24 protein-coding genes and 1 pseudogene are annotated in these 24,988 nt (G+C 71.2%); 18 read left to right on the plus strand and 7 right to left on the minus strand.

The window, feature by feature from the left end:
- Positions 1–10: 10 nt before the first annotated feature.
- Positions 11–1,204, minus strand: a complete 1,194-nt coding sequence (locus RLT59_RS21335) for a betaine/proline/choline family ABC transporter ATP-binding protein (protein WP_311304868.1) — start codon at positions 1,202–1,204, stop codon at positions 11–13.
- Positions 1,205–1,335: 131 nt separating this feature from the next.
- Here RLT59_RS21335 and RLT59_RS21340 point away from each other — a divergent pair, with 131 nt between their 5' ends.
- From RLT59_RS21340 to RLT59_RS21355, 4 genes are all read left to right on the plus strand, one after another.
- Positions 1,336–2,049 carry an ABC transporter permease gene (locus tag RLT59_RS21340; protein WP_311304869.1) on the plus strand — a complete coding sequence of 238 codons (714 nt, stop codon included), beginning with the start codon at positions 1,336–1,338 and terminating at the stop codon, positions 2,047–2,049.
- Positions 2,050–2,052: 3 nt separating this feature from the next.
- The gene (locus RLT59_RS21345; protein WP_311304870.1) at positions 2,053–2,727 is read left to right on the plus strand and encodes an ABC transporter permease; all 675 of its coding nucleotides are present in this window, start codon (positions 2,053–2,055) and stop codon (positions 2,725–2,727) included.
- 94 nt (positions 2,728–2,821) lie between these two features.
- A complete protein-coding gene (locus tag RLT59_RS21350) occupies positions 2,822–3,799 on the plus strand; it encodes an ABC transporter substrate-binding protein (RefSeq protein ID WP_311304871.1) in 978 nt (325 codons plus the stop codon).
- Positions 3,800–3,899: 100 nt separating this feature from the next.
- The gene (locus RLT59_RS21355; protein ID WP_311304872.1) at positions 3,900–4,991 is read left to right on the plus strand and encodes a hypothetical protein; all 1,092 of its coding nucleotides are present in this window, start codon (positions 3,900–3,902) and stop codon (positions 4,989–4,991) included.
- Positions 4,992–5,025: 34 nt separating this feature from the next.
- On the opposite strand, the gene RLT59_RS21360 is transcribed toward RLT59_RS21355, so the two are convergent.
- From RLT59_RS21360 to RLT59_RS21370, 3 genes are read right to left on the minus strand one after another with little or no spacing between them, the layout of a single operon-like run.
- Positions 5,026–6,168, minus strand: coding sequence for an NADH-quinone oxidoreductase subunit D (locus RLT59_RS21360; RefSeq protein ID WP_311304873.1), 1,143 nt, complete (start codon positions 6,166–6,168; stop codon positions 5,026–5,028).
- 34 nt (positions 6,169–6,202) lie between these two features.
- Entirely contained in the window at positions 6,203–7,228 is a 1,026-nt protein-coding gene (locus tag RLT59_RS21365; protein WP_311304874.1) for an SAM-dependent methyltransferase, read from the minus strand.
- Between the two features lie 27 nt (positions 7,229–7,255).
- The gene (locus RLT59_RS21370) at positions 7,256–7,414 is read right to left on the minus strand and encodes an Arc family DNA-binding protein (RefSeq protein WP_311304875.1); all 159 of its coding nucleotides are present in this window, start codon (positions 7,412–7,414) and stop codon (positions 7,256–7,258) included.
- A 91-nt stretch (positions 7,415–7,505) separates the two neighbouring features.
- On the opposite strand from RLT59_RS21370, the pseudogene RLT59_RS21375 reads away from it, so the two are divergent.
- The 3 genes and pseudogenes from RLT59_RS21375 to RLT59_RS21385 all read left to right on the plus strand — a co-directional run bounded on the left by RLT59_RS21375 (position 7,506) and on the right by RLT59_RS21385 (position 10,577).
- Positions 7,506–8,484, plus strand: a pseudogene (locus RLT59_RS21375) (RNA-guided endonuclease InsQ/TnpB family protein).
- Positions 8,485–8,619: 135 nt separating this feature from the next.
- Entirely contained in the window at positions 8,620–9,825 is a 1,206-nt protein-coding gene (locus RLT59_RS21380) for a sensor histidine kinase (RefSeq protein ID WP_311304876.1), read from the plus strand.
- Positions 9,826–9,905: 80 nt separating this feature from the next.
- On the plus strand, positions 9,906–10,577 hold the full coding sequence (locus tag RLT59_RS21385; RefSeq protein WP_311304877.1) for a response regulator: 672 nt from the start codon (positions 9,906–9,908) through the stop codon (positions 10,575–10,577).
- Positions 10,578–10,595: 18 nt separating this feature from the next.
- Here RLT59_RS21385 and RLT59_RS21390 read toward each other — a convergent pair whose 3' ends face one another.
- Both RLT59_RS21390 and RLT59_RS21395 read right to left on the minus strand, forming a co-directional pair.
- Positions 10,596–11,708, minus strand: a complete 1,113-nt coding sequence (locus RLT59_RS21390; RefSeq protein ID WP_311304878.1) for a DUF5937 family protein — start codon at positions 11,706–11,708, stop codon at positions 10,596–10,598.
- A gap of 80 nt (positions 11,709–11,788) precedes the next feature.
- Positions 11,789–13,021, minus strand: coding sequence for a threonine aldolase family protein (locus tag RLT59_RS21395; RefSeq protein ID WP_311304879.1), 1,233 nt, complete (start codon positions 13,019–13,021; stop codon positions 11,789–11,791).
- Positions 13,022–13,232: 211 nt separating this feature from the next.
- Between RLT59_RS21395 and RLT59_RS21400 the strand changes: the two genes are divergently transcribed.
- The 10 genes from RLT59_RS21400 to RLT59_RS21445 all read left to right on the plus strand — a co-directional run bounded on the left by RLT59_RS21400 (position 13,233) and on the right by RLT59_RS21445 (position 21,326).
- Entirely contained in the window at positions 13,233–14,195 is a 963-nt protein-coding gene (locus tag RLT59_RS21400; RefSeq protein WP_311304880.1) for a Rossmann-like and DUF2520 domain-containing protein, read from the plus strand.
- On the plus strand, positions 14,192–15,217 hold the full coding sequence (gene panC, locus RLT59_RS21405; RefSeq protein ID WP_311304881.1) for a pantoate--beta-alanine ligase: 1,026 nt from the start codon (positions 14,192–14,194) through the stop codon (positions 15,215–15,217). Before RLT59_RS21400 ends, panC begins: the two co-directional genes overlap by 4 nt.
- Positions 15,214–16,950 carry an L-aspartate oxidase gene (locus tag RLT59_RS21410; RefSeq protein ID WP_311304882.1) on the plus strand — a complete coding sequence of 579 codons (1,737 nt, stop codon included), beginning with the start codon at positions 15,214–15,216 and terminating at the stop codon, positions 16,948–16,950. Before panC ends, RLT59_RS21410 begins: the two co-directional genes overlap by 4 nt.
- Before the next feature lie 2 nt (positions 16,951–16,952).
- A complete protein-coding gene (gene nadC, locus RLT59_RS21415) occupies positions 16,953–17,987 on the plus strand; it encodes a carboxylating nicotinate-nucleotide diphosphorylase (RefSeq protein ID WP_311304883.1) in 1,035 nt (344 codons plus the stop codon).
- Entirely contained in the window at positions 17,987–18,784 is a 798-nt protein-coding gene (locus RLT59_RS21420) for a type III pantothenate kinase (protein WP_311304884.1), read from the plus strand. The genes nadC and RLT59_RS21420 overlap by 1 nt, the downstream gene beginning before the upstream one ends.
- A gap of 132 nt (positions 18,785–18,916) precedes the next feature.
- The gene (locus RLT59_RS21425; RefSeq protein WP_311307807.1) at positions 18,917–19,492 is read left to right on the plus strand and encodes a hypothetical protein; all 576 of its coding nucleotides are present in this window, start codon (positions 18,917–18,919) and stop codon (positions 19,490–19,492) included.
- A 43-nt stretch (positions 19,493–19,535) separates the two neighbouring features.
- Positions 19,536–19,715 carry a hypothetical protein gene (locus tag RLT59_RS21430; protein ID WP_073733684.1) on the plus strand — a complete coding sequence of 60 codons (180 nt, stop codon included), beginning with the start codon at positions 19,536–19,538 and terminating at the stop codon, positions 19,713–19,715.
- Between the two features lie 126 nt (positions 19,716–19,841).
- The gene (locus tag RLT59_RS21435; protein WP_311304885.1) at positions 19,842–20,279 is read left to right on the plus strand and encodes a BlaI/MecI/CopY family transcriptional regulator; all 438 of its coding nucleotides are present in this window, start codon (positions 19,842–19,844) and stop codon (positions 20,277–20,279) included.
- A gap of 9 nt (positions 20,280–20,288) precedes the next feature.
- Positions 20,289–20,846 (plus strand): amino-acid N-acetyltransferase, encoded by a 558-nt coding sequence (locus RLT59_RS21440; RefSeq protein ID WP_311304886.1) that lies wholly within the window; start codon positions 20,289–20,291, stop codon positions 20,844–20,846.
- 144 nt (positions 20,847–20,990) lie between these two features.
- Complete coding sequence (locus RLT59_RS21445; protein ID WP_024494064.1) at positions 20,991–21,326, plus strand: histone-like nucleoid-structuring protein Lsr2; 336 nt, start codon at positions 20,991–20,993, stop codon at positions 21,324–21,326.
- Here RLT59_RS21445 and RLT59_RS21450 read toward each other — a convergent pair.
- On the minus strand, positions 21,305–21,943 hold the full coding sequence (locus RLT59_RS21450; RefSeq protein ID WP_311304887.1) for an SCO3374 family protein: 639 nt from the start codon (positions 21,941–21,943) through the stop codon (positions 21,305–21,307). The two genes, RLT59_RS21445 and RLT59_RS21450, sit on opposite strands and share 22 nt — an antisense overlap.
- Before the next feature lie 441 nt (positions 21,944–22,384).
- Between RLT59_RS21450 and RLT59_RS21455 the strand changes: the two genes are divergently transcribed.
- A complete protein-coding gene (locus RLT59_RS21455; protein WP_311304888.1) occupies positions 22,385–24,913 on the plus strand; it encodes an ATP-dependent Clp protease ATP-binding subunit in 2,529 nt (842 codons plus the stop codon).
- Positions 24,914–24,988: the final 75 nt, after the last annotated feature.

Genomic DNA, 24,988 nt, shown 5'->3' on the forward strand with positions numbered 1-24,988 from the left:
CGCCGCACCCTCAGGAGGCCGCGCCCGCCCCGCCGGACACGCTCGCGACGCTCTCCACGGCCACCTCCGCGCGCGGCACGGCCCGGTCGTCCGCGTCGATCGAGCGGCGCAGCGCCTCGTGGAGGCGGGCCGGGGTGAGCACGCCGAGGAACCGGCCCGCGCTGTTCTCGTCGATGACGGCGATCCAGCCGGCGTCGTGCTGGAGCATGGTGGCGAAGGCCTGCTTGAGCGGGGCGCCGACGGGCAGCCAGGCCTCCATCCGGCGGGCGTGCTCGCGGATCGTGCCCTGGGTGGCGGTGAGCGCGTCACCGGCCGGGATCCAGCCGTGCAGATGGTCGTCACCGTCCAGTACGACGGCCCAGCGTGCGCCCTCCGCGCGCAGCCGTTCGGTCGCCGTGGCCAGCGTGTCGTCGAGGTGGACGACCGGCGGCTGGTCGAGGTCGCTCTCCTCGATGGGGGTGACGGAGAGCCGCTTGAGCCCCCGGTCGGCGCCGACGAAGTCCGCGACATATCCGGTGGCGGGGGCGCCGAGCACGGTGGCCGGTGAGTCGAACTGCTCGATCGAGCCCTGCCCGTAGACGGCGATACGGTCCCCGAGGCGGACCGCCTCCTCGATGTCGTGCGTGACGAACAGCACCGTCTTGCGGACCTGCGCCTGAAGCTTGAGGAATTCGTTCTGCAGCCGTTCCCGGACGACCGGGTCGACCGCGCCGAAAGGCTCGTCCATCAGCAGTACCGGCGGATCGGCCGCCAGCGCCCTTGCCACGCCCACGCGTTGGCGCTGACCGCCGGACAGCTGTTCCGGATATCGGTCGCCATAAACGGAGGGATCGAGTCCGACCAGATCGAGGAGTTCGGCGGCGCGTTCGCGTCCCTTTCCGCGTTTCCAGCCCAGAAGATGGGGCACGGTAGCGGTGTTTTCGAGGATCGTCCGGTGCGGGAACAGCCCTACCTGCTGGATCACGTAGCCGATACGGCGCCTCAGTTGGACGGGGTCGATGGCCGATATGTCGTCCCCGTCGAGGAATATCCGGCCCTCGGTCGGTTCGATCAGCCGGTTCACCATCTTCATGGTGGTCGTCTTGCCACACCCCGATGGCCCGACGAGCGTGACGAGTTCACCCTCGGCGACCTCGAAGGAAAGGTCGTCGACGGCGGTCGTGCCGTCCGCATACCGCTTGGTGACGTGCTCGAAACGGATCATGGTTCCCCATTGTGGCGCGTGTTTTGTGAAGGACATGTTGCTGGAATACAACGGCTTCCGTGATTGTCAGTGGTCGAGGATAGGCTCGCCGGACATCAGTACGAGTGGGCGATCGGGAGGTGGGGGACAAGATGGCCGCACAGAACTGCCTGGTGACGAACGACTGGATCTGCGGGGAGTATCTCCGTTCCCGCAGTCAGGAGTTGACCGATGCCACCGTCCAGCACATCTGGATCACCGCGGTCTCGGTGGCGATCGGGGTCGCCGTGGCATTCCCGCTGGCCCTGCTCGCCCGCCGCAGCCGGCGCTTCGCCGGACCGGTGCTCGGGCTGACCACGGTGCTCTACACCGTGCCGTCGCTCGCGATGTTCTCGCTGCTGCTGCCGCTCTTCGGGCTCTCCGCGGCGCTGGTCGTCACCGGACTGGTGCTGTATTCGCTGACCATTCTCGTGCGGAACATCCTGGCGGGCCTGGAGGCGGTCCCCGAGGAGGCGAAGGAGGCCGCGCGTGGCATGGGGTACGGGCCCGCACGGCTGCTGTGGGAGGTGGAGCTGCCGCTCGCGATGCCCGCGCTGATGGCCGGGATACGCATTGCCACGGTCTCCACGATCGCGCTGACGACCATCGGTTCGATCGTCGGCCGGGGCGGTCTCGGCAACCTCATCGACGACGCGCTGCCGAGCTTCTTCAAGGCCCAGGTGCTGGCCGCCTCGGTGCTCTGCGTACTGCTCGCGGTCGTCGCGGACCTGCTGCTGCTCTGCGTGCAGCGGCTGCTGACGCCGTGGACGCGCATATCGAAATCCCGCGGAGCCGTGGACGCGGCCGGTACGGCGAAGGCGGTCTGACCCATGGGAGTTCTCGGCGAGGCCTGGACCTGGCTCACCACCGGCGCCAACTGGTCGGGGGAGAGCGGGGTGAGCCACCGGCTCGGTGAGCACCTGTACGTCAGCGGCGTGGCGCTCGCCCTGGCCTGCGCCATAGCGCTGCCCGTCGCGCTGTACCTCGGACACATCGGGAAGGGCGGCGCGCTGGCCGTCAACATCTCCAACGTGGGCCGGGCGGTCCCGGTCTTCGCGGTGCTGGCGCTCTTCATGGTCTCGCCGCTGCGCAACACCGGATACCTGCCGACCGTCATCGCCCTGGTGCTGTTCGCCGTGCCGCCGCTGCTGACCAACGCCTACGTCGGGATGACCGGGGTGGACCGTTCGGTGACGGAGGCCGCGCGCGGGATGGGCATGTCGGGCGGCCAGCTCTTCGTCCGCGTCGAGCTCCCGCTGGCCTACCCGATGATCATGACCGGGCTGCGTTCGGCCGCCGTCCAGGTGGTGGCCACGGCGACGATCGCCGCGATGGTCGGTCAGGGCGGCCTCGGCCGGATCATCACCGCCGGCTTCAACACGTACAACACCCCGCAGGTGGTCGCGGGGGCCCTGCTGGTCGCCGTGCTCGCCCTGCTGGTGGAGTCGGTGCTGGTCGCCCTCGACCGGCTGCTGTCACCGCTGCGCCGCCGCCGGACGGCGTGAGCCCGGCCCGCTCCCGTAACCCCCCTCGCAAACCGCACGTACCGCATACACCGCATATCGCATACGGCCCTGTTGCCGTGGACGGAGAACCAACATGAGCAAGACCTCGCGCATAGCCGGCGCGGTCATCGGCATGGTCGCGCTGGCGGGCTCGCTCGCCGCCTGCGGCGGTGACAGCCTGGAGAAGGACAACGGCGCCCCGGCCGGTGGCGACGGCTCCGGGAAGAAGGGCTCGCTCGTCGTCGGCGCCGCCGCCTTCACCGAGTCCAAGGTGCTCGCGGAGCTGTACGCGCAGATCCTGGCCGACGCCGGATACAGCACCTCGGTCACCACGGTGAAGAACCGTGAACTGTACGAACCCTCCCTGGAGAAGGGCGAGATCGACGTCGTACCCGAATACGCGGCGACGATCACCGAATTCCTCAACGCCAAGGTGAACGGGGCGAAGGCGGCCGAGGAGAAGCCGCTCGCCTCCGGCGACACCGACGCCACCGTCGCCGCCCTGGAGAAGCTCGCGACCCCTCGCGGACTCAAGGTCCTGCCGCCCGGCAAGGCGATCGACCAGAACGCCTTCGCGGTCACCAAGGAATTCGCCACGGAGAACAAGCTGAAGACCCTTTCGGATCTCGGCGCCTCCAAGGTCAAGGTGAAGATCGCGGCCGGTGACGAGTGCGAGGTGCGGGCGTTCTGCGCACCCGGTCTGAAGAAGACGTACGGCATCGATGTGACCGGCATCGACCCCAAGGGAGTGGGCACCCCGCAGTCCAAGCAGGCGGTCAAGGACGGCAAGGACCAGCTGGTCCTGTCCACCACCACGGACGCGGTGCTGGACAGCTACGGCCTGGTTTTCCTGGAGGACGACAAGAAGCTGCAGAACGCGGACAACGTACTTCCGGTCGTCAATGCGAAGGACGCGGGCGGTGAGGACATCGCCGGCGCGCTCGGGAAGCTCACCGACACACTCACCACAGAGGACCTGGCGGAACTGAACCGCAAGGTCGACGCGGAGCGCGCCAAGCCCGAGGACGCGGCCAAGGAATACCTCCAGTCCAAAGGTTCGATCAAGAAGTAGGCGCCTCGGGAGGGTGTTTCGGGGGCCGTCAGGTAACCGGCGGGGAACAGATTGCCGGGCGGCCCCCCAAGCAGGCCGTATGCACGGTAAATTTCAGGCCATGCCACGTGGACGCCATCGTCATTCGCCACCTCTGCACAGAATCCTTCCGCCTTCGGTCGTGGCCGGAGCCTCGGTTCTCTGTGCCGCGGGAGCCTGGCTGCTCGCCGAGCCCCTGGTCCTGCGCGCCCTCGTCGCCGCCTGCGCGGCCGCCGCCCTCACCGGCGCGTATCTGATGCGCAGCTGGGACCGGGAGGCGGGCCGTCGCGTCGCGGAGCTGACGCGCGCCCGCGCGGGCGACGAGTGGCGGGCCGAGGAACGCATCGCGGAGATCGAGGCCGATCTCGACGAGTCGCGCGAGCTGCGCGCCCGGCTGGAGACGAAGCTGCGCCGCAAGCGCGTCGAGCTCGCCGGGCTCCGTGGCGAGCACGCCGCGCTGCTGCGGCGGTACGCCAACGCCGAGACCGAGCGCGCCAGCGTGCTGGAGAGCCGCCGGCAGCTCGCCCTGAAGGCGGCCGCGCCGCCGCCCCGCGAACTGCCCGCCGCGCGCAGCACCCCGACCCCGGCCGGATATCTGCGCGCCGCCCAGGCGTTGGAGGACCTCTCGCGCAACCGCGCGCTCCAGGAGGCCCGGCGCACCGCGGAGCAGGCCAGGAAGCGCGATCTCGCGGAGCGCGCCCGGGAGGCGGAGGAACGGCAGGGGAAGCACGCGGCAGCCGCGCTCACCGGCGCCCCGACGGGCGACGAGCAGCACCGCCGCCCCGCGGCCGCCCTGCCCGCGTCGCCCCGGTCGGCCCAGGAACTGGCGCCCCAGTCACCGCCGTCCCAGACGAGGCCGGCCCAGGAACCACCGGCCCAGGCACTGCCGGAGCGGCGCGCCGTCCCGGCCGCCGCCTCGGTCGTCCCGTACGCCGCGGCCCGCCGCCACCTGGTCCCGCAGGGCAGCTTCGACTTCTTCGGTACGCAGAAGGCGCACGCCGCGATCGAGTCCGTGCAGAACGAGGATCTCGCCGATGTGGTGGGTGAGGAGGCGCTCGCCGCGCACCGCACCGGCGCGACCGAGAACCGGGCCGTCGGCAAGGTCATCGACCTGACCGCGCACGACGAGACCGAGCAGCTGGACGTGGCGGAGCTGCGCAGCGCGATCTCGTAGCGGCGGGGGCAGGCCTCCCGCCGCGCGGACCGGGCTACTTGTCGATGTCCCCGACGACGAAGAACAGCGAACCGAGAATCGCCACCATGTCTGCGACGAGCGTGCCGGGCAGCAGCTCGGTGAGCGCCTGGATGTTGTTGAACGACGCCGAGCGGAGCTTCAGCCGGTACGGGGTCTTCTCGCCCTTGGACACCAGGTAGTAGCCGTTGACGCCGAGCGGGTTCTCGGTCCAGGCGTAGGTGTGGCCCTCGGGGGCCTTGAGCACCTTGGGCAGCCGCTGGTTGATCGGACCGGGTGCCAGGTCCGCCATCCGGTCCAGGCAGGCGTCCGCCAGGTCCAGGGCGTTGTGCGTCTGGTCCAGCAGGCATTCGAACCGGGCCAGGCAGTCGCCCTCGGTGCGGGTGACGACCTTCAGGGTGTCCTGGAGCTCCCCGTACGCGAGATACGGCTCGTCCCGCCGCAGGTCGAAATCGACGCCGGAGGCGCGGGCGATCGGCCCGGACACCCCGTACGCGTGCACGGCCCGCGCCGACAGCACGCCGACTCCGCGGGTACGGCCCCGGAAGATCTCGTTGCCGAGCACCAGCTTGTCGTAGACGTCCATCCGGGACCGGACGGAGGCGACCGCGTCCCTGGCCCGGCCGAGCCAGCCCGCCGGGAGGTCCTCCTTGAGGCCGCCGACCCGGTTGAACATGTAGTGCATCCGGCCGCCGGAGACCTCCTCCATCACGGCCTGGAGCTCCTCGCGCTCCCGGAACGCGTAGAACACCGGGGTGATCCCGCCGAGTTCCAGCGGGTACGAGCCGAGGAACATCAGGTGGTTCAGGACCCGGTTCAGCTCGGCCAGCAGGGTGCGGGTCCAGACCGCGCGCTCCGGGACCTCCATGCCGAGCATCCGCTCGACGGCCATCACGACGCCCAGCTCGTTGGAGAACGCCGACAGCCAGTCGTGGCGGTTGGCGAGCATGATGATCTGCCGGTAGTCGCGGGCCTCGAAGAGCTTCTCCGCGCCCCGGTGCATGTAGCCGATGACCGGTTCCGCGTGCTGGATGCGTTCGCCGTCCAGCACGATCCGCAGTCGGAGCACTCCGTGCGTGGAGGGGTGCTGCGGGCCGATGTTGAGCACCATGTCGGTGCTTTCCGCCGCGCCGCCGATGCCGACTGTCGTCTCCGTCATGGGGCCAGTATTCCCTGCGGGGGCGCGGGCCGAATCAAGCCCCTCCGGCGATTGAGGAGCGGGGGTCCGGGGGCAGCGCCCCCGAGGGGTGGGGCACCCGTTGGGTCAGCCAGCCGAAGTCGCCCAGGCCGCCCCGCGCCGTCAGCTCCGCGGCCTCGCCCGCGGCGGCCAGCGCCCGCACGTATGCGGCCGGGTCGCTCGACGCGAGGGACAGCGGCGGGCGTTCACCGCTGACGCCCAGCTCCCGCAGCGCCTCGCGCTGGGTGCGGATCTCCGCGCCCCGGCCGCCCGCCGCCGCGCACGCGTCCAGCGCCACGTGCGAGGTGAGGTCGCAGCTGCCGTCCGGCACCGGACGCACCTCGCGCCCCGCCCGGAAGCCGGTCAGCGTGCCGAGGTGCGGCCGGGCCTCCCGTACGTGGCTGTAGTCCACCGCCACCGCGAGCCCGGCGCTCAAGGTGGCCACCGCACGCGCCCACGTCTCGTCGCGCGGGCGGCCGATCTCGGCCCGGCTGCCCGGACCGGCCGGCGGCCACCAGTCCTCCAGCCACCGGGCGTCGGCCCCGCTCACCGGATCGCCCAGCCGCTCCGTACCGTCCGAGGGGCGGACCAGGACGTAGCGGCGGACGCCGTCCTCATCCGTCTCGGCCACCGGCGTCACCACGTTGTCCAGCCACTCGTTGGCGAACAGCAGCCCGCGCACGCCCCGCGGGGGCTCGGCGCGCCACTCCACCCGAGGGTCCAGACCGTCGGGGCGCGCGGCCAGCTCCACGGCGTACGCCCGTACCGCGAGTCCGCCGCCGCCCTGCGCCGGGAGCGCGGCGAGCACCCCCGTCAACAGCTCTCCGCGCCCCGCCCCCAGGTCCACCAGGTCCACCGAACCGGTCCCGAGCTCGTCCGCCGTCCTGACCAGCAGCCGTGCGACGGCCGAGGCGAACAGCCCGGAAGCGTGCACCGAGGTACGGAAATGACCCGCCGGGCCTTCGGGGCTCCGGTAGAACCCCCCGTCCCCGTACAAGGCGGTCTCTGCCGCCTCCTGCCACCCGCGCCACTCATCCTTCACCTGATTCCTCCGAGGACGCCCCACCCTTCAGCGCGATTCCGCGTCCGCCACGACGGCGGCGCGCTCGACCTCCAGGCGGTAGACGATCTCGGAATTGAGGGACCGGCGGGCGGACTTGGCCTGAGCGGCCAGCCACCCGTGGAGATCGGCGGGCAGACGGAGTGTGATGCGCTTGTCCTCATCCATGACTCCAGAGTAGTGGTTTCCCGACGTTCACCTCGTGGTAGAATGACACCATGGCGACGCGGTAAGAAGCGGGTGAGGAGCCGGGCAGGCGGTGGGGTGGCTGCGTGAGGGTTCCTCTGTCCCGCAGCAGCAGACCGTCCGCGATTCGGCAAGTCCCGCGCCAAAGCCCTGAAGGACATCAAGGCCGAACTGCCGATGCGTCAGCGCGCCGGAATGCCCCGCATCAAGCGCGACGCGCTGCCCTCGATGAACTACACCCGGCGCGGGTTCCGCCTCAAGGACGGGCGTCTGTACCTCGCGGGCGGCATTGCCCTGAGCGTGGTGTGGTCCCGCGGCCTGCCCGCCGACCCCACCAGCGTGCGTGTGTACCGGGACAGCCTCGGGCACTGGTACGCCTCGTTCGTCGTCGCCACGGTCATCGAACCGCTGCCGGGGACCGGCCGCGTGATCGGTATCGACTGGGGCGTCAAGGAGACCGCCATCACCACCAGCGACAGCCACGACCTTCCCCACCCGCAGCACGGGAAGAGTGCCGCCGCGAGGCTGGCCCGTTACCAGAAGCAGATGGCGAGGCGGAAGCCCGCGCGCGGGAAGGCCGCATCGAAGGGCTACCGGACCGCGTCCCGCGCGGCGGCCGAGGTCCACAAGAAGGTCGCCAGGCAGCGCCAGGACACCGGCCGCAAGTGGGCCAAGGCGGTCGTGCGCGACTTTGACCGGCTCGCCGTCGAGGACTTCCGCCCCAAGTTCCTCGCGAGGTCGACGATGGCCCGTAAGGCCGCCGACGCCGCGATCGGCACGACCAGGACCGCGCTGGTCGAGATGGCCCGCAAGCACGGCCGCATCGTGCACTTGGTGCACCCGGCCCACACCACGATGGACTGCGCACAGTGCGGTGCGAGAATCAAGCACGCACTTCCCCTCTCCGAACGAACCTACGCGTGCACGCGTGCGGAGCCGTGTCCCCCCGGGACAAGAACTCCGCCCGCGTGATGCTCGTACGGGCTGGTCTCAACCCGGCTGGTGCTGATGGCGGAAGTCCTGCGGGAGCGCTGCTCCCGCAGGCAGCCTGAGCCAGGAATCCCCCTGCTTCTGCTGGAGGAGGATGTCAAATATCCAAGTCTCCACCTTGGGGAGTACGGTCTCCGGACCCGGATCGGCCCTTTGGCTGACCCACCCACCTGTCGGCTGTCCCTACGCTGGGTTACGTGCAGCGCCTCTACGATTTCATCCGCAGACACCCGACGGGCGTCGACAGCTTCTGGGCTGTCTTCCTTCTCGGGATCTCCGGCATGACCATTGTGGCGGGCGGTGCCGGGCGGGGAGGCGGTGAACGCTTCGCCGTGGTGCCGGTCGTCGTCGGTCTCAGCGTCGTCGTCGCACTGCGCCGCCGCGCGCCGGAGAAGATGCTGCTGCTCGCCATCGCGATGGGCGTCGCCCAGCTGATCTTCGGGGTCAGACCGACCACGGCGAACTTCGCCATGCTGGTGATCACGTTCACGGTGGCCACGGTCGGCGAGCGCTGGGCCTCCCGGCTCGCGCTGACGTGCAGTCTCTGCGCGGCGGGCCTTTCCCAGCTCCGCTGGCCGAACGAGGACCCGGGCAGCTGGGCGCAGAAGCTGTTCATCGTCATCGTGATGACGGTGCCCTTCGTGCTCGCCTGGGTGCTGGGCGACTCGATGCGGACCCGGCGGGCCTACTTCGACCAGCTGGAGGAGCGTGCCGCCCGGCTGGAGCGGGAGCGGGAGGCGCAGTCGAAGGTCGCGGTGGCCGCGGAGCGGGCCCGTATCGCCCGCGAGCTCCACGATGTCGTCGCGCACAACGTCTCGGTGATGGTGGTGCAGGCCGACGGCGCCGCCTATGTCATGGAAGCGGCCCCCGACCAGGCCCGGCAGGCGCTGGAGACCATCTCCAGCACCGGCAGGCAGGCCCTGGCGGAGATGCGGCGGCTGCTCGGTGTGCTGCGGACCGGGGACGCGCGGGAGAGCGGGGAGTACGTTCCGCAGCCCGACGTCCAGCAGATCGAGGACCTGGTCGACCAGGTCGTCCAGTCCGGTCTGGCCGTCGACTTCAAGATCGAGGGCACCCCGCGCCCGCTGCCCAGCGGCGTCGAGCTGACCGCGTACCGCATCGTGCAGGAGGCGCTGACCAACACCCGCAAGCACGGCGGTCCGAACGCCGGGGCCAGCGTGCGGCTGGTCTACTTCGACGACGGGCTCGGCCTGCTGGTGGAGGACGACGGCCGGGGAGCCGCGCACGAGCTGTACGAGGACGGCGGAGCCGACGGCGCGGGCCACGGGATGATCGGCATGCGCGAGCGGGTCGGCATGGTCGGCGGCACGCTGGACGCCGGGCCGCGCCCCGGCGGCGGATTCCGGATCAGCGCGCTGCTGCCGCTCAAGCCGGCCAGCTGAACCGCCCCACGGAACCCACGGACGAACCCGACCGACGACCCACGACCGACCGCAGGACGAAACAGGAGACAGTGATCCCCATGGCGATCCGCGTGATGCTCGTCGACGACCAGATGCTGCTGCGCACCGGCTTCCGGATGGTGCTGGCCGCGCAGCCGGACATGGAGGTCGTCGCGGAGGCCGGTGACGGCGCGGAGGCGATCGAGAACCTGCGGACGACCTCGGTCGACGTCGTGCTGATGGACGTGCGGATGCCGAGGCTGGACGGCGTCGAGGCCACCCGCCGGATCTGCGCGGAGCCGGGCGCGCCCAAGGTGCTCATCCTGACGACGTTCGACCTCGACGAGTACGCGTTCTCCGGGCTGAAGGCCGGGGCCAGCGGCTTCATGCTCAAGGACGTGCCGCCGGGCGAACTGCTCGCCGCGATCCGTTCCGTGCACAGCGGCGACGCGGTCGTCGCCCCGTCCACCACCCGCCGGCTGCTCGACCGCTTCTCACCGATGCTGCCGAGCAGTACGGCGGAGCCGCGCCACAAGGACATCGCCAAGCTCACCGAACGGGAGCGCGAGGTGATGCTGCTGGTGGCGCAGGGCCTGTCGAACGGCGAGATCGCCGCGCGGCTGGTGCTCTCCGAGGCCACCGTGAAGACGCACGTCGGCCGCATCCTGACCAAGCTCGGCCTGCGCGACCGGGTGCAGGTCGTCGTCCTCGCCTACGAGACCGGACTGGTGCGCGCCGGCGGCGGCCACTGACCCGCTGCCGCGTGGCGCTCAGCGCAGGATGCCCTCCAGGAAGTCGCTGCCGAGCCGTGCCACCACCGTCAGGTCCAGCTGGTGCAGTACGTACCGGCCGCGCCGCCGGGTCGTGATCAGACCGGCTTTCTTGAGCACCGTGAGATGGCGGGAGACCTCGGGGGAGGTGATGCCGTTCGTGTCCGCGAGCTCCCCGGTCGTGTACGGGGAGCGGGCGATGTTGCGGCACAGCCGCATCCGCATCGGGTGGGCCAGCGCCTCCATCCTCAGCTGGAGCAGCTCGACGGAGGCGGGCGAGGGCAGCTCCGGCCGGTGCACCGGGTAGTGGATCACCGGACGCCAGCCCGGCGCGTGCAGCACCGTCAGGTGCGGCCAGCCGAGGCTGGTCGGGATGAGGGTGAGCCCGGGGCCGACGGCCGGGTCGGTGGCGTCGGTCGCGCCCTCGGTCAGCTTGTCGACGCTGATCCGGTCCCCGGACGCGTCCAGAGACACCGCGGTGGACACCGCGCCCAGCGCCTCACCGATGCCCTTGTGGCGCAGCAGATCCGTCTTGTGCCGGGCGTCGGCCACCAGCTGGACCCGGGTCCGCCGCCAGGTGTCCGCGAAGAACGCCTGGTCGCAGTCCTCGAAGAGGCGCCGCACCCAGCGTCGTACGGAGGCGGGGTCGGCCAGCAGCCGCTGGGTGAACTCCACCTGCTGCGGGCCGCGCGTCGCCGCCATGTCCAGGGCGCGGGCGCGCATCCCGGCATCGACGAGCGGGGAGGGGGCGCCGGCCCCGTACTGGCTGGCGCAGGTGAATTCCAGGGCCGCGGCGACGAAGCGCTCGTCGTCCAGCCGGTCCAGGATGTCCAGGTCGTCCGCGAGGTCGGCGCCCGTCCTGCCGTCGCCGCCGCGGACCCCGGCGAACGGCATGAAGACGTCGGAGAAGGTGTTCCGCCACAGGAAGTCCGCCTCGTGCAGCCGGTCCGCGAGATCCGGCTCAAGGGCTGTCGTGGTGGCCGTCGCCCAGCCGTGCAGCCCCGGGTGGTGGCCGGGCTCGGAGAGCGCGTGCAGGGCGAGCCCCAGCTCCGCGAGGGGGGAGGTCTCGAAGACGATGCGTCCGGGGTCCAGCCCCGTGATGTCGATGGTCACGCTCACCCCTCCATGGTGCGGGGTGAGCGGGCCGGGCCGGGTCCCGATTGACGGCCGGCGTCAATCGGGACCCGCGCGACTCAGCGCTGCCGGGCGAGCCGGTCCTGTTCGGCAACCCGCTCCAGGAACCCGCCCAGGGCCGTCTTCACGTCGGCGGCCGTCCAGTCCAGCCCCGATTCGGTCACCGAGACCTCGGTGAAGGAGATCCCGGGCGGCCCGGCGGCGGCCGGCACCCACATGCGGAAGAGCGCCGTGCCCGTCTCCTCCGCCAGCCGCACCGACGCCTGGGTCAGGACCTCTGGCGGGTACGGCAGCCACACCTGGAACTGGTGGGTGTGCGGCGGCTCGGGATGCACCCGGAACCATCCGGCACCGGCCTCCGCGAGCCCCTCGGCCAGCGCCCCGGCCACCATTTGGGCCCGCGCCACGTACGACGGCAGCTGCGGCAGCTCCCGCGCCAGGCCGCTCAGGGCGGAGAGCGCCGCCGGGAACTGCTGGAAGAGCTGGCCGCCGTAGCGGTGCCGCCAGGTGCGGGCCTCCTCGATCAGCGAGGCGGAACCGGCGAGCGCGGCCCCCGAGATCCCGCCGAGGGTCTTGTAGAACGACACGTACACGCTGTCCGCCAGCGCCGCGATCTCCGGCAGCTCCCGCCCGAAGTGCGTCGCGCACTCCCACAGTCGCGCCCCGTCGAAGTGGACCACCGCATCGCGTTCGCGGGCGGCCGCCACCACCGCCTCCAGCTCCTCCCAGGTGGGCAGGACGAAGCCCGCGTCCCGCAGCGGGAGCTCCAGCATCAGGGTGCCGAACGGCTCCTCGAAGTCGCGGACCTCGTCCGCCGTGGGCAGCCGGGGCTCCGACGTCGGGTGGACGGTACGCAGCCCGCTCACCACGGACAGCGCGTCGCGCTCGTACATCTCGGGGTGGGCGAGCGGGTGGAGCGCCACCGTCGGGTTGCCGGTGCGGCCCGCCCAGGAACGCAGTGCGGCCTGCTGTGCCATCGTCCCGGTCGGGAAGAACGCGACCGCCTCCTTGCCGAGCACCTCGGCGATCCGCTGCTCCAGCTCGGCGACCACGCCGAAGCCGTAGATGTCCACGGGCTGCCCGAGGTCGGTGAGCGTGCCGGCGTCCTCGGTCAGCGCGGCCAGCTGCTCTCCGATCGAGCGGTCCATCGGGGCCCGCCAGAGGGTCCGCTCGGCCCGCTGCCACGCGGCGATCCGGCGGCCGCGCGGGTAGTCGCCCGCGTCCCGGGCCGCGTCCGCGCCCGGTGTCTCGTCCGCCGTGTCGTCGCGGGCCTGCTCGTTCGTGTCTGCCATGGGACGATCATCACGCAGAACCGGGCTCCCCTCCACGGGATATTCGAGCTCGGGTTCGAGTCGCGGTTCGCTCCGCCGTCCGCTCGGACACGCGTGGGGTGCGAGGTTTCCCACAGCCTGTGGACAGCCGGGAGCCGGACGAAACGCTGGCGTAGCATGCAGGGAAATCGTCCGGTACCCCCCGCGGACTGGAACGGAAGGCAACCGCCGCGTGAATGCAACAGCCCCCAAGGAGCCCCTCGACGCGAGGGACCGCCCCGCCCGTCTCACCGTCGGTGTCGTAGGCGCCGGCCGGGTCGGCCCCGCCCTGGCCGCGGCCCTGCGGCTCGCGGGACACCGCCCGGTCGCCGTCTCCGGCGTCTCCGACGCCTCGGTGGCCCGCGCCGCCGCCCTGCTCCCCGACGTACCCCTGGTGACGCCCGCCGAAGTCCTCGCGCGCGCCGAGCTCGTCCTGCTGACCGTCCCCGACGACGCCCTGCCCGGCCTCGTCGAGGGCCTGGCCGAGACCGGCGCGGTCCGGCCGGGGCAGCTGATCGTGCACACCTCCGGGCGGTACGGCACCAAGGTGCTGGATCCCGCGCTGCGGGCCGGCGCCCTGCCGCTCGCCCTGCACCCGGCGATGACGTTCACCGGCACCTCCGTGGACGTCCAGCGGCTGGCCGGCTGCTCCTTCGGCGTCACCGCCCCCGATCAGCTGAGGCTCGCGGCCGAGGCGCTCGTCATCGAGATGGGCGGCGAACCCGAGTGGATCGCGGAGGAGTCCCGCCCGCTCTACCACGCCGCCCTCGCCCTCGGCGCGAACCACCTGGTGACGCTCGTCGCCCAGTCGATGGAGCTGCTGCGCACCGCCGGGGTCGCCGCCCCCGACCGGATGCTCGGCCCGCTGCTCGGCGCCGCGCTCGACAACGCCCTGCGCTCCGGTGACGCGGCCCTGACCGGGCCGGTCGCCAGAGGCGACGCCGGTACGGTCGCCGCGCACATCGGTGAGCTGCGCGCCCACGCCCCGCAGGCGGTGGCCGGATACGTCGCGATGGCCCGCGCCACCGCCGACCGCGCCCTCGCCCACGGCTTGCTCAAGCCGGAACTGGCCGAGGACCTGCTCGGCGTCCTGGCCGAGGACGGCCGCACCGAAGGCGGCCGCAGCAGCGGCACCGGACCGGAGGAGCCCCGATGAACGAGCCCGCCGCCACCTTGCTCCGCACCGCCGCGGAACTCGCCGCGTACGCCCCCGGAGCGCCCGGCGCCCCCCGGCCCGAGCGCGCCGTCGTGATGACGATGGGCGCCCTGCACGAAGGCCACGCCTCGCTGATCCGGCACGCGCGCGCGGTCGTCGGACCGGCCGGGCAGGTCGTCGTCACCGTCTTCGTCAACCCGCTCCAGTTCGGGGAGGCGGCCGACCTCGACCGCTACCCCCGCACCCTCGACGCCGATCTCGCGCTCGCGGGCGCGGCCGGCGGCGACGTGGTCTTCGCGCCCTCCGGCGACGAGGTCTACCCGGGCGGGGAACCGCAGGTCCGGATCTCGGCCGGCCCGATGGGCGAGCGGCTCGAAGGGGCCTCGCGCCCCGGGCACTTCGACGGGATGCTCACCGTCGTCGCCAAGCTGCTCCACCTCACCCGCCCGGACCTCGCGTTCTACGGACAGAAGGACGCCCAGCAGCTGGCGCTGATCCGCCGCATGGTGCGCGATCTGAACTTCCCCGTGGAGATCGTGGGGGTCGAGACGGCCCGGGACGCCGACGGCCTCGCGCTCTCCAGCCGCAACCGCTTCCTGGACGCGCACGAGCGGCACACCGCCCTCGCCCTGTCCCGGGCCCTGTTCGCCGCCCGCGACCGGCTCGCCGCCCAGCAGGCGCTGCACGCCCGCGCGCTGGCCGACAGGGCGAACGAGGACCGGGCCGCCGGGCTCAACCGGCTCGGCGAGGCCCGGCTCGCCGCCGACGCACAGGCGGTCGCCCGAGCCGTTCCGGACGGCGGACCCGCCGCGGTGCGCGCCGCCGCCCGCGCCGTACTGGACGACGCGGCGGCCGCACAGCCCCCGCTCGCGCTGGACTACGTGGCGCTCGTGGACCCGGCGGACTTCACCGAGGTCCCCGACGACCGCACATCGGGCGAGGCGGTACTCGCCGTCGCCGCCCGGGTGGGCGCCACCCGCCTCATCGACAACATCCCGCTGACCTTCGGAGCCACCCCGTGACCGGAATACGGCTGACCGCACCCGCCCCCGGCTGGTCCATCGACGCCGATGTCGTAGTGGTCGGCTCCGGCGTGGCCGGCCTCACCGCCGCACTGCGCTGCGCCGCCGCAGGCCTCGCCACCGTCGTCGTCACCAAGGCCCGCCTCGACGACGGCTCCACCCGCTGGGCCCAGGGCGGTGTCGCGGCCGCCCTGGGGGAGGGCGACACCCCGGAACAGCACCTGGACGACACCCTGGTCGCGGGCGCCGGCCTGTGCGACGCGGCGGCGGTCCGCACCCTCGTCACCGAGGGCCCCGACGCCGTGCGCCGGCTGATCGGTACCGGCGCCCACTTCGACACCGCGGACGACGGCACCATCGCGCTGGGCCGCGAGGGCGGCCACCACCGCCGCCGCATCGCCCACGCGGGCGGCGACGCGACGGGCGCGGAGATCTCCCGCGCCCTGGTCGAGGCGGTCCGCGAAGCCGCGCTGCACACCGTCGAGAACGCCCTCGTGCTCGACCTCCTCACCGACGCGGAGGGCCGGACGGCAGGCGTCACCCTGCACGTCATGGGCGAGGGCCAGCACGACGGGGTCGGCGCGGTGAACGCCCCCGCGGTCATCCTCGCCACCGGCGGCATGGGCCAGGTCTTCTCAGCCACCACCAACCCGCCGGTCGCCACCGGCGACGGCGTGGCACTCGCGCTGCGGGCCGGCGCGGAGGTCTCGGACCTCGAATTCGTCCAGTTCCACCCGACCGTGCTCTTCCTCGGCTCCGGTGCGGAGGGCCAGCAGCCCCTGGTCTCCGAGGCGGTACGCGGCGAGGGCGCCCACCTCGTCGACGCGCACGGCACCCGCTTCATGCTCGGGCAGCACGAGATGGCGGAGCTCGCCCCGCGCGACATCGTCGCCAAGGCCATCACCCGCCAGATGCAGCTGCACGGCACCGAGCACATGTATCTCGACGCCCGCCACTTCGGCGCCGAGATGTGGGAGCAGCACTTCCCGACCATCCTGGCGGCCTGCCGCGCCCACGGCATCGACCCGGTCACCGAGCCGGTCCCGGTCGCCCCGGCCGCGCACCACGCCTCCGGCGGCGTCCGAACCGACCTGCGGGGACGGACGACCGTGCCCGGCCTGTACGCCTGCGGCGAGGTCGCCTGCACCGGGGTGCACGGTGCGAACCGGCTGGCGTCCAACTCGCTGCTGGAAGGCCTCGTCTTCGCCGAGCGCATCGCGGCGGACATCGTCGCGGACCGCCCGCGCGCGGGCGTCGAGGCGGTCGGCACCCTTTCCGCGCCCTCTCCGCTGCTGCCCGCAGAGGCCCGGAGCACGATCCAGCGCATCATGACCCGCGGCGCGGGCGTCGTGCGTTCCGCCGACAGCCTCGCCAGGGCCGCGGAGGAGCTGGAGGACCTGCACCGCAGCGCGTTCCTGAAGGCCGGGGCCGCGGAGCCCAAGGACGCCGAGCCCGGCGTCGAGGCCTGGGAGGCCACCAACCTGCTCCTGGTCTCCCGGGTGCTGGTCGCCGCCGCCCGGCAGCGCGAGGAGACCCGCGGCTGCCACTGGCGCGAGGACCGGCCCGAGCGCGACGACGAGAACTGGCGCCGCCACCTCGTCGTCCGGCTCACCCCCGACCGGCAGCTGACCCTCCGCACGACGGATACCGAGGCGTTCGGCCCCGTCGCCGCGGCCGGGGCAGCGGACACCGCAGCAGCAAGCACCACCCACCCCACTCCCGAGGAGCCGTAACCGTGAGCACGCCCGAAGAGAATCCGCGCCCCACACCCGTGGACGTACCGCTGATCCAGATCAGCGCGCCCGCACCTGCCGCGGGCGGCTGCGGCGACGGCTGCGGCTGCGGCGGGGACGACGGCTACGGCGACGAGTGCGGGCTCGACCCCGCGCTCGCCCAGCTCCTCGCGGACGCCGGTCTCGACCCGGTCCAGGTCGAGGACGTCGCGCATGTCGCCATCGCGGAGGACCTCGACGGCGGGGTGGACGTCACGACCGTGGCCACCGTCCCCGAGGACGCCGTGGCGACCGGTGACTTCACCGCACGGGAGGCGGGCGTGGTGTCCGGTCTCCATGTGGCCGAGGCGGTCCTGTCCATCGTCTGCACGTCCGCGTTCGAGGTCGAGCGGCACGTCCTGGACGGCGACCGCGTCGTCCCGGGCCAGAAGCTGCTGACCGTCACCACCCGCACCCGCGACCTGCTCACCGGCGAACGCGGCGCGCTCAACCTGCTCTGCCGGCTCTCCGGCATCGCCACCGCCACCCGCGCCTGGGCCGACGTCCTGGAAGGCACCAAGGCCAAGGTCCGGGACACCCGCAAGACGACTCCTGGCCTGCGCGCCCTGGAGAAGTACGCGGTGCGCTGCGGCGGCGGGGTCAACCACCGCATGTCGCTGTCCGACGCCGCGCTCGTCAAGGACAATCACGTCATCGCGGCGGGCGGGGTGGCCGAGGCCTTCAAGCGGGTCAGGGACGAGTTCCCGGACCTCGCGATCGAGGTCGAGGTCGACACGATGCAGCAGGTCATCGAGGTGCTGGAGGCGGGCGCCGATCTGATCCTGCTGGACAACTTCACCCCCACGCAGACGGCGGAGGCCGTCGCGCTCGTGGGCGGCCGCGCGGTCCTGGAGTCCTCCGGCCGGCTGGCGCTCGACTCCGCCCGCGCCTACGCCGAGGCCGGGGTGGACTACCTGGCCGTCGGCGCGCTCACCCACTCCGCGCCGATCCTCGACATCGGCCTGGACTTCCGCGACACCGACGGGGCCGGCGCCTGATGCTGCTCACCATCGATGTCGGAAACACCCACACCGTGCTCGGCCTGTTCGACGGCGAGGAGATCGTCGAGCACTGGCGGATCTCCACCGACGCCCGCCGCACGGCGGACGAGCTGGCGGTACTGCTCCAGGGCCTGATGGGCATGCACCCGCTGCTGGGCATGGAGCTGGGCGACGGGATCGAGGGCATCGCCATCTGCTCCACCGTCCCGGCCGTCCTGCACGAGCTGCGCGAGGTGACCCGCCGCTACTACGGCGACGTCCCCGCCGTCCTCGTCGAGCCGGGCATCAAGACCGGCGTGCCGATCCTGATGGACAACCCGAAGGAGGTCGGCGCGGACCGCATCATCAACGCGGTCGCCGCGGTCGATCTGTACGGCGGTCCGGCGATCGTCGTCGACTTCGGCACGGCCACCACGTTCGACGCGGTCTCCGCCCGGGGCGAGTACACCGGCGGCGTCATCGCGCCCGGCATCGAGATCTCGGTCGAGGCGCTCGGCGTCAAGGGCGCGCAGCTGCGCAAGATCGAGCTGGCCCGGCCGCGCAGCGTGATCGGCAAGAACACCGTCGAGGCCATGCAGGCGGGCATCATCTACGGCTTCGCGGGCCAGGTCGACGGGGTCGTCGGGCGGATGAAGAAGGAACTGGCGGCCGACCCCGACGACGTCACCGTCATCGCGACGGGCGGCCTCGCGCCGATGGTGCTGGGCGAGTCCTCCGTCATCGACGAGCACGAGCCCTGGCTCACGCTCATCGGCCTGCGCCTGGTGTACGAGCGGAACGTGTCGCGCCAGTAGGTCCGTGACCGGCGCTGTTCCGGCGCGGCGGCCCGCCCGGCCGCCGCGCCGCCGCACGGCCAGTTAAACGGATTTTGTCCATTTAGCACGTATTGTCGCGTCATGCCCACGCCCTACGGATCACGCGGCGGTATGGCGTTCAGCGCGGACGAGCTGCGAGTGCTCCGACGTGCCCTCGCCATCGCCCTCCACCCCGCGCCCCTGCCCGAAGAGGATGTCCAGGACTGCCTGCGGCTAGCGGGCTCCGTGGACGAGACGGTGAGCGAGGCGGGACGGCTGCGCGCCTTCCTCCTCGCCGACCTGACCCGCTACCGGAACGCCCTCCCCGGCTCCCTCAGCGGCTATCTGGAGCTCCTCCAGGACGCCCTGGCAGCCGGGTACGACCCCCGCCCCGAGGATCTGGCCGCGCTGCGCGCCCTGCGCGGTGGACCGGTCGCCGCGGCGCTCCTGGAGCGCTGCCAGGTGCTCGCGGAACGCTCTGTGCGGGCCAGGCTGTCCGGACGCGCCGTGTCCGCGACCGCCCCCGCGCCCCGGAGCCGGCTGCTCGCGCTGCCCGGCGGCCGCGCCGCGGAGCCGGACAAGCCGAAGGTCCCGGCGGCCCCGGCCCGCCCGGCGGCGCCGTCGGACCGCCCGGCCCCGAAGCCCTCGGAGGTCTTCCCGCCGCGCCGCCGCCCGGCGCCCCCGCCGCAGCAGCGCGCCGCGGGGTAGGGGGAGCGCGGAAGCCGTAGCCCCGCTCGCTACTCTGGACGTCATGGACTACGTATCCGCGCTCGTGCCCCCCGTGGTGATGGCAGCCTTCTTCATTGGCCTGGTCGTGACGATCGTCAAGAGCCAGGGCGGCCCCAACAAGGGCAAGGAGGACGCGGCCGTGGACGCGGCGATCAGCCGCGCGGAGGCGGCCCACCAGGCCCCCCGGACCGAAACGGTCTGAATCCCGCGAGGTCCCGCGCATCGCGCACAGCACCGTACGAAGGGCGTACGGCTCCCAGAGAGCCGTACGTCCTTTTTGCTGTGTGAATAACCGCCGATTCCAGACATTTGGCACTAGGGTGACGCTGTGCCCCGTCAATTGGGAGAGCTGGAAGACGCCGTGATGACCCGGGTCTGGCAATGGAACCGTCCGGTTACCGTGCGGGAAGTCCTCGAGGACCTCTCGCAGGAACGGTCCATCGCCTACACCACCGTCATGACAGTAATGGACAATCTCCATCAGAAGGGCTGGGTGCGCCGGGAAGTGGACGGCCGCGCCTATCGATATACGGCGGTCTCCACCCGCGCCGCGTACTCGGCCGCACTGATGAACGAAGCCTGGTCGACGAGTGACAACCCGGCCGCCGCGCTCGTCGCGTTCTTCGGCATGATGTCGGCCGAGCAGCGTGAGGCTCTCCGGGACGCCATGCGGATGGTTGTGCCCACTCTTCCCGAGGACACCGCGGCGCCTGCCGCCGAAGCCGACGAAGCGGCCGATGGAGCGGAGCCGGAGCCCGAACGATAGCGTCTGGGTATGTCCTCAGAGCTTCCGCAAACCGATTTCCGGACCGAACCGTCGGTTATAAACGTACCCATCACCGTCCGGCGCGCGAGGACGAGCGATGTGGACTCCGTCCGGCGTCTCCTCGACGGCTACGTGCGTGAAGGCATCCTGCTCGACAAAGCGACGGTCACCCTTTACGAGGACATCCAGGAGTTCTGGATCGCGGAACGCGACGAGGACGCCCGGGTCATCGGCTGCGGCGCACTGCATGTGATGTGGGAAGACCTAGCCGAAGTCCGTACTCTCGCGGTCGACCACAGCATCAAGGGAGCCGGAGTCGGGCACCAAGTGCTGGACAAGTTGTTGCAGACGGCCCGCTGGCTGGGTGTGCGACGGGTTTTCTGTCTCACCTTCGAAGTCGACTTCTTCGCGAAGCACGGCTTCGTGGAGATCGGAGAGACGCCGGTCGACGGAGATGTCTACAGCGAGCTGCTGCGTTCCTATGACGAGGGGGTGGCGGAGTTCCTGGGTCTCGAACGAGTGAAGCCGAACACCTTGGGTAACAGTCGGATGCTTCTGCACCTGTGACCGTCGGAAGAACCCCGAGCTCTATGTCCGAATCGCGCACGTTTCCCGTCTTCTTGCGCTGCTGAACCTCTCCCGAGGGTTTGTGTTTTCCGGGGAAAAGCGGTTTCCTTTCCGCGTACTCCATTTTCGATGAAAGGAAATCCGGTGGCACAGAAGGTTCAGGTCCTTCTTGTTGACGACCTCGACGGCGGCGAGGCGGACGAGACCGTCACGTTCGCGCTGGATGGCAAGACCTACGAGATCGACCTCACCACGAGCAACGCCGACAAGCTGCGCACGCTGCTTGAGCCTTACGCCAAGGGCGGCCGTCGTACCGGTGGCCGTGCCGCTTCCGGGCGTGGCAAGGGCCGCGCGGTTCCCGGTGGCAACAAGGACACCGCCGAGATCCGTAAGTGGGCGCGCGAGAACGGCCACAATGTGAATGACCGGGGCCGTGTTCCGGCGGACATCCGTGAGGCTTACGAGAAGGCCAACGGCTGAGCAGCCGGCTCATCACAGACCGGCCTCTGCCGGGCACGCGTCAGGCGGGCCCGGTGGCATTCCGTCGCCACGGCGTCCACGAGCCGGACGAGATCGGGAGCATCCCCACCCCTGCTCCCGAAGCCGGAGAGGGCCGGGAGCACCGGTTCCCCGTTCTGCCCGTGCGGTGACCAGGGGGGCCGCAGCCAGACGGCGGCCCCCGGCGGGCCCGTCCGGCCAGGCGGCGGGGGTGCGGTGATCCGGCCGCCGGTACCGAGGGCGGTCAGCGTGAGGGCTACCGGCCCCCACTCCAGCCAGTCCAGCAGTCCGGGCAGCTCATCCGCGCTTCCGGCTGCCACCAGCAGGCTCATCCGCTCACCCATGAGCGCCACGGGTCCCGCACGGCCCACCCGACGCAGCGCCGCGTGACCGGCGGCAGCGGGGACGACGAGCGCGTCGAACCGCGGCCCGGTCAGCAGCCGCACCGGAGCGACCCCGGCGGTGGCCCAGCCGAGCCGCTGCTCGTACCACTGGGACCAGCCGCCCCACGGTGCAGCTCCGGCACGGCCGTTCCGGCCGACGGGCGGCGGAGTGCCGGCGGGCAGCGGAGTTCGGGGCGGAGGGATGGTGAGGGCCATGCCGGAAGAACTCCCGATCCCGGTCCCGGGTTACGCAGAGTCCTTGATCGAACGCGTAGTGTGTCCGGGTTGGGGGCGTACGAGCGCATTCAGGAGTACGAAGATGTTCGCCCGTAGCGGAGGGAACCCGCGTACGCCGCATGGACTGTCTGTAATTGCGGGTAAGACATCCCTAGTGGGGAGGGGCGACACGCGGCCACCGGACGTCTCACGTTCGCCATCGGCGTACTGGCGATAGGGGTATCTGCCTGGCCTGCGGGAACATCGTCTCGCACCATCGGGTTGGAGCAGGTGTCGGCGTTCGGGGCGGGAGAACCCCCGGGAAGCAGGGCCGGGTGTCGGCAGTTGAAATGAGCGGTCCCCGCTTGCGGGACTAAGCTGCGGAAGGACAGGGAGGGGACCGACCCCTTACTGCCTGACCGCTCTGAGGAGCGATTAACGATGTTCGAGAGGTTCACCGACCGCGCGCGGCGGGTTGTCGTCCTGGCTCAGGAAGAAGCCCGGATGCTCAACCACAACTACATCGGCACCGAGCACATCCTCCTGGGCCTGATCCACGAGGGTGAGGGTGTCGCCGCTAAGGCCCTGGAGAGCCTCGGGATTTCGCTCGAGGCGGTCCGCCAGCAGGTGGAGGAGATCATCGGTCAGGGCCAGCAGGCCCCGTCCGGCCACATCCCCTTCACCCCCCGAGCCAAGAAGGTCCTGGAGCTGTCGCTCCGCGAGGCCCTTCAGCTCGGCCACAACTACATCGGCACCGAGCACATCCTGCTCGGTCTGATCCGCGAGGGCGAGGGCGTCGCAGCCCAGGTCCTCGTGAAGCTGGGCGCGGACCTGAACCGGGTCCGCCAGCAGGTCATCCAGCTGCTCTCCGGCTACTCGGGCGGCAAGGAGGCTGCCACAGCGGGCGGCCCCGCGGAGGGCACGCCCTCCACCTCCCTGGTGCTGGACCAGTTCGGCCGGAACCTCACCCAGGCCGCTCGTGAATCCAAGCTCGACCCGGTCATCGGGCGCGAGAAGGAGATCGAGCGGGTCATGCAGGTGCTGTCCCGCCGTACGAAGAACAACCCGGTCCTCATCGGCGAGCCCGGCGTCGGCAAGACGGCGGTCGTCGAGGGCCTGGCGCAGGCCATCGTCAAGGGCGAGGTGCCCGAGACCCTCAAGGACAAGCACCTCTACACCCTCGACCTCGGTGCGCTGGTCGCCGGTTCCCGCTACCGCGGTGACTTCGAGGAGCGCCTGAAGAAGGTGCTCAAGGAGATCCGCACCCGCGGCGACATCATCCTGTTCATCGACGAGCTCCACACTCTGGTGGGTGCGGGCGCCGCCGAGGGCGCGATCGACGCGGCGAGCATCCTCAAGCCCATGCTGGCGCGAGGCGAGCTGCAGACCATCGGTGCGACCACGCTCGACGAGTACCGTAAGCACCTGGAGAAGGACGCCGCTCTTGAGCGCCGCTTCCAGCCCATCCAGGTCGCGGAGCCCTCGCTGCCGCACACCATCGAGATCCTCAAGGGTCTGCGCGACCGCTACGAGGCCCACCACCGCGTGTCCATCACGGACGAGGCGCTGGTCCAGGCCGCGACGCTGGCCGACCGGTACATCTCGGACCGCTTCCTGCCGGACAAGGCGATCGACCTGATCGACGAGGCCGGTTCCCGGATGCGCATCCGCCGGATGACCGCGCCGCCGGACCTCCGCGAGTTCGACGAGAAGATCGCGGGCGTCCGCCGGGACAAGGAGTCGGCCATCGACTCCCAGGACTTCGAGAAGGCAGCCTCTCTCCGCGACAAGGAAAAGCAGCTGCTCTCCGCGAAGACCAAGCGCGAGAAGGAGTGGAAGGCCGGCGACATGGACGTCGTGGCCGAGGTCGACGGCGAGCTCATCGCCGAGGTCCTCGCCACCGCCACCGGCATCCCGGTCTTCAAGCTGACGGAGGAGGAGTCCTCCCGTCTGCTGCGCATGGAGGACGAGCTCCACAAGCGCGTCATCGGCCAGAAGGACGCCATCAAGGCCCTCTCGCAGGCGATCCGCCGTACGCGGGCAGGCCTCAAGGACCCGAAGCGTCCCGGTGGCTCGTTCATCTTCGCCGGCCCGTCCGGTGTCGGTAAGACCGAGCTCTCCAAGACGCTCGCGGAATTCCTCTTCGGTGACGAGGACGCGCTGATCGCCCTCGACATGTCGGAGTTCAGCGAGAAGCACACGGTTTCCCGGCTCTTCGGTTCTCCCCCCGGCTACGTGGGATACGAGGAGGGCGGTCAGCTCACCGAGAAGGTGCGCCGCAAGCCGTTCTCCGTCGTCCTCTTCGACGAGGTCGAGAAGGCCCACCCCGATATCTTCAATTCCCTGCTCCAGATCCTGGAGGACGGTCGCCTGACCGACTCCCAGGGCCGGGTCGTGGACTTCAAGAACACGGTCATCATCATGACGACCAACCTCGGGACCCGGGACATCTCCAAGGGCTTCAACCTGGGCTTCGCCGCCCAGGGTGACGTGAAGACGAACTACGACCGGATGAAGAACAAGGTCAACGAAGAGCTCAAGCAGCACTTCCGGCCCGAGTTCCTCAACCGTGTCGATGACACGGTCGTCTTCCACCAGCTCACCGAGGAAGACATCATCCAGATCGTCGACCTCATGCTCGCCAAGGTGGACGAGCGGCTGAAGGACCGCGACATGGGCATCGAGCTCAGCGCGGACGCGAAGTCGCTGCTGGCGAAGAAGGGCTACGACCCCGTGATGGGCGCCCGGCCGCTGCGCCGGACGATCCAGCGCTCGATCGAGGACATCCTCTCCGAGAAGATCCTCTTCGGTGAGCTGCGCCCCGGTCACATCGTGGTCGTCGGCACCGAGGGCGAGGGTGACGAGAAGACGTTCACCTTCCGCGGCGAGGAGAAGTCGGCTCTGCCCGACGTCCCCCCGATCGAGCAGGCGGCAGGCGGCGCCGGCCCGAACATGACGAAGGAAGCGTGACAGGCGCCTAGCGCGCCCGAGCGTCAGAAGGGGCGGCCCCCGACCGGTTTCGACCGGGCGGGGGCCGCCCCTTCG

Source organism: Streptomyces sp. ITFR-6 (assembly GCF_031844725.1).
Lineage (GTDB): Bacteria > Actinomycetota > Actinomycetes > Streptomycetales > Streptomycetaceae > Streptomyces.